This window comes from Streptomyces sp. NPDC054863, assembly GCF_053610825.1.
Genome location: NZ_JBSGZD010000448.1, coordinates 1 through 4,276, shown reverse-complemented (window position 1 = coordinate 4,276; position 4,276 = coordinate 1). Strand labels below are relative to the sequence as shown.

General features: G+C 72.1%; 4 protein-coding genes. All 4 read right to left on the bottom strand.

Annotated elements, in window-relative coordinates:
* Positions 1 to 54: 54 nt before the first annotated feature.
* The 4 genes from ACWGIG_RS37335 to ACWGIG_RS37320 are packed head-to-tail and all read right to left on the bottom strand — an operon-like array spanning position 55 to position 4,168.
* Positions 55 to 846 (bottom strand): thioesterase II family protein, encoded by a 792-nt coding sequence (locus tag ACWGIG_RS37335; protein WP_453326170.1) that lies wholly within the window; start codon positions 844 to 846, stop codon positions 55 to 57.
* Complete coding sequence (locus tag ACWGIG_RS37330; RefSeq protein WP_453326169.1) at positions 843 to 2,063, bottom strand: cytochrome P450 family protein; 1,221 nt, start codon at positions 2,061 to 2,063, stop codon at positions 843 to 845. Before ACWGIG_RS37330 ends, ACWGIG_RS37335 begins: the two co-directional genes overlap by 4 nt.
* A 29-nt stretch (positions 2,064 to 2,092) precedes the next feature.
* Positions 2,093 to 3,328 (bottom strand): class I SAM-dependent methyltransferase, encoded by a 1,236-nt coding sequence (locus tag ACWGIG_RS37325; protein WP_453326168.1) that lies wholly within the window; start codon positions 3,326 to 3,328, stop codon positions 2,093 to 2,095.
* 15 nt (positions 3,329 to 3,343) lie between these two features.
* On the bottom strand, positions 3,344 to 4,168 hold the full coding sequence (locus ACWGIG_RS37320) for an SAM-dependent methyltransferase (protein WP_453326167.1): 825 nt from the start codon (positions 4,166 to 4,168) through the stop codon (positions 3,344 to 3,346).
* Positions 4,169 to 4,276 lie beyond the last annotated feature (108 nt).

Sequence of the window (4,276 nt, the reverse complement as noted above, 5' to 3'; positions counted from 1 at the left end):
CGTTTGGGCGCGTTCGTGTCCGCCCGGCCGCGCCGCCCGGGGCGGCCGCTCCGCTCAGCCGGGGGCGGTCCCTGCCGAAGCGGCCCGCGGGGTACGGAGCCCGAGGTCCGCGAGGACGGCCCCGGCCACGTCGGTGACGCGCTCCTGGAGGTAGAAGTGGCCTCCCCCGAAGGTCCGCGCGCGCCCGGGGACGACGGACAGGCGCAGCCAGTCGGTCGCCTGCCCGGGGGTGCACAGGGGGTCCTGGGTGCCGGTCATCGCCGTGATCGGGCAGCGCAGGGCGGGCCCGTCCTGCCAGGTGTAGGACCGCAGGGCCCGGTAGTCGGCGCGCAGCGCGGGCAGCGCCATGGCCCGTACCTCGGGGTCGTCGAGCGCGTCGGCGCCGCCGAGGGCGCGGACCTCGGCCAGCAGCGAGTCGTCGTCCGCCAGGTGGTCGGTCGGCCCCGCCGACACCGTGGGCGCGCAGCGGGCCGACACGAACAGCCGGTACGGGGTGCTGCCCGAGCGGTCGAGGCGCCGGGCCGTCTCGTAGGCGACGAGCGCCCCCAGGCTGTGACCGAGGAGGGCGTACGGAGTCCCCTCGCGCGCGACGGAGGCCTCCAGCACCTCGGCGATCCGGTCGGCCAGTTCGCCCAGCCGGGTCAGCGGCGGCTCGTGCCGCCGGTCCTGGCGGCCCGGGTACTGCACCGCCTGTACCTCGGCCCCGGGTTCGAGGGCGCGTGCGAGGGAGTGGAAGCTGCTCGCGCCGCCCCCGGCGTGCGGGAAGCAGACGAGCCGCACCGGCCCGTCGGCGGGCGGGCCGAACCGGCGCAGCCAGGTCTCCTCGGGGGAGACTGCGGCGCTCACCTGCCCAGCCTCACGGGGAGGCGGTCGATGCCGCGCAGGAAGGACCGGCGCCAGCTCACCTGTTCCGGCTCCGTCGCCAGGGCGAGGCCGGGGAAGCGCCGCAGGAGGGCGCGGAGCGCGATTTCGCCCTCCAGCCGGGCCAGCGGGCCGCCCAGGCAGAAGTGGATGCCGTGGCCGAAGGAGAGGTGTCCGCCCGCGTCGCGCGTCACGTCGAACCGTTCGGGGTCGGGGAAGCGGCGGGGGTCCCGGTTGGCCGCGGCGCCCGCGATGAGCACGGTGCTGTGCGCCGGGACGAGCACGTCGCCGATCCGGATGTCTTCGAGGGAGCCGCGGGTGGTGATCTCGGCGGGGCCCAGGAAGCGCAGGACCTCCTCGACCGCGTTCGGGAGGAGCGAGGGGTCCTGGCGCACCTTGGCGAGTTCCCCGGGGTGGGTGAGGAACAGGTAGGCGCCCATGGAGATGAGGCTCACCGAGGTCTCGAAGCCGGCGATCAGCAGGATCAGGACCACCGAGGCGAGTTCGTCGGTGGTGAGCCGGTCCTCGTCCTCCTCCTGGACGCCGATGAGCGCCGAGAGGAGGTCGGGTCCCGGCTCGGCGCGCCTGCGGTCGATCAGGTCGAGGATGAAGCCGACCAGGGCGCGGGCGGCCTGCCCGCGCCGGTCGGCGTGCTCGGCGTCGATCACCAGGAACTCGTTGCTCCACCTGCCGAAGTCGCTCCGGTGGCGCTCCTCGACACCGAGCAGCTCGCTGATCACGGTGATCGGCAGCGGGTAGGCGAAGCGCTCGACCAGGTCGGCCTCGGCGGACCCGGTGAGGCCGTCGAGCAGCCGGTCGGCGAGCTCCTCGATCCGGGGGCGCATGGACTCCACCCGGCGGGCGGTGAACTCCCGGGCGACGAGGGAGCGCAGGCGGGTGTGGGCGGGCGGGTCGTTGCTGCCCATGTTGTGGGCGAAGTAGGGCCGGACGTCCTCGGGGATGCCGTGGTACGTCGGCAGCTCCACCTCGGGGGGCTGCTTCTTGAAGTCGTTGCTCAGCCGCGGGTCGCCGAGGGCCGCTCTCGCCTCGGCGTGACGAGTGATCAGGTACGCCTCGCGGCCGATGAAGCTGACCCGGCTCACCGGCCCCTGCTCCCGCAGTGCGGCGTAGGCCGCGTACTGGTCGAGGTGGAAGAGGTCGCTGTCCAGGCTGGGCGGAGCGGCTCGGGTGTCGGTCGCCACCGGGTGTCCTTCCGTCAGGGTGTACCGGGTCAGGCGGTCACCGTGGTGAGGGTCGGCATCGGGAAGACGAGCCTGCCGCCGCCGGCCAGGTACGCCTGCTCGCGTGCGACGAAGCCGTCGCGGTGGATCCAGGGCAGGACGAGCAGCTGGTCGGGGCGGCGGGACCTGGCCTCTTCCTCGGACACGATCGGGATCCGGGAGCCGGGGGCGAAGCGGCCCTCCTTCTCCTCGCTGACCTCGCCGATGCAGGGCAGGTCCTCGGGGCCGATGCCGCAGTACTGGAGGGTCACGTTGCCCTTGGTCGACGCGCCGTACCCCAGGGTGAGGAGGCCGGCCGCGCGGGACTCGTCGAGGAACCCCCGCAGGTCGTCGCGCTGTTGGCGGACCCGGCGGGCGAACGCCTCGTAGGGGGCCATGGTGTCGAGGCGGGCGGCGGCCTCGCGCGCGCGCAGCGCGATCAGGGAGCCCTCGTCGCGCGGGTGGCGGCCGGGGTTCTTGGCGAGGGTGACGTAGAGGCTGCCGCCGTAGACGTCGGTGGTCTCGGCCCGCAGGACGGTGAAGCCGGCCTTCTCGGCCATCCACTCGATCTGCTGGAAGCCGTAGTACTCCAGGTGCTCGTGGCAGACGACGTCGTAGGCGTTGGCCTCCAGCATGGCCGGCATGTAGCTCTGCTCGGTCATCCAGATGCCGTCGTCGTCGAGGATCTCGTGGATGTCCTGCATGAACCGCAGCGGGTCCGGGAGGTCGTAGAACATGCCGGTCGTCGTCACGGCCTTCGCGCGCTGCTTGCCGCAGTGCCCGGTGAAGACCTCGCTGGTGAAGAACTCGGGGATCAGCTCGGCGGGCGGGTAGTGGTCGCGGAACTTCTCGCCGGAGGGGTCGATGCCGATCAGGCGCAGTCCCTCGACGGGGTACTGGTGCAGCAGGGTGCCGTCGTTGCTGCCGATGTCGACGACCACGTCCCCCGGCTCCAGGCGGGCCAGTTCGGCGGCTGCGACGGCCTTGCCCCTCAGGTGCTCGACCATGAAGGGCCGGATGCCGGGACGGTATCCGTAGCCCTCGCCGTACATCAGGTCGAGGTCGGGGGTGTGCCGCAGTTGCAGGAGGCCGCAGCCGGCGGGCGAGCACTTGACCAGCTCCAGCGGGCTCGTGGGCACCTCCTCGTCGACGCTCTTGGGGAAGACACAGGTCAGGGCCTGGTCTCCCAGGTCGAGTACCGGGATCAGTTCGTGGTTGCCGCAGACGCGGCACTGGGTGATGACCATGCTGGGACCCGTTTCTCAGTCGGTGGTGGCCGTGGCGAGGAGGTATCCGTAGGAGTTGGGGACGCGGATGCCGTCCACCATCCGTGCGAACTCCTCGGGTCCGGTCATGGCGATGACGTCGTCCTTGCGCGCCAGCAGACCGGCGATGATGGTCTCCCGCACCGCCTGGGGGGCCAGGGTGTTGGCCGTGATGTCGGTGAACTCGCGGACGGTGAATCCCGCCTTCTCGATCACGGCGCGGTAGTCGCCCATCTCCGGGCTGCTGATGATGTCCTGGAACGTCAGCTCGGTGTCGGGCTGGCTGAACATGTCGGCGAGCACGAGGACCGAGCCCGGCCGCAGCACGCGCTTGATCTCCCGCAGGACCTTCTCCTTGTCCGGCATGTGGATCAGCGACTCGAAGGCCCAGGCTCCGTCGAACGAGGCGTCGGGGAAGGGCAGTTCGGCCGCGTCGGCGTACTCGAAGGCGACCCGGTCGGCCAGGCCGAGCTCGGCGGAGCGCTCGTTGGCGCGGCCGACCTGGTACTTGCTGATGGAGACGCCCACGACCTCGACGTCGGCCGCCCCGGCGAGCCGGAAGGCGGGCTGCCCGATGCCGCAGCCCACGTCCAGGATGCGCCGTCCCGGCTGCGGGGCGAGCCGCTCGATGAGCTGGTCGGTGAGCTGGTCGGTGGCCTGCTCGACGGGGGCCTGGTCGGCGTCGTCGTGCCAGTAGCCGACGTGCAGGTTGTCGCCCCAGATCTCCCTGAACACCTCGGTGAAGTTGTCGTAGAAGTCGACCACCTTCTCCTCGGTCGTGTCCTCGGCCGAGTCGTCTCTGGCCTGCGCTCCGGAAGTCATGCGGTCGGTCCCTTCGGTTGCGTGCTCGCGGGGGTGGACGTGCTGGAACATCGGGTGACGGTCCGTCAGGAGGCGTGGCCCGGTGCGGTGGTGGGGGGTGCGTGGGTG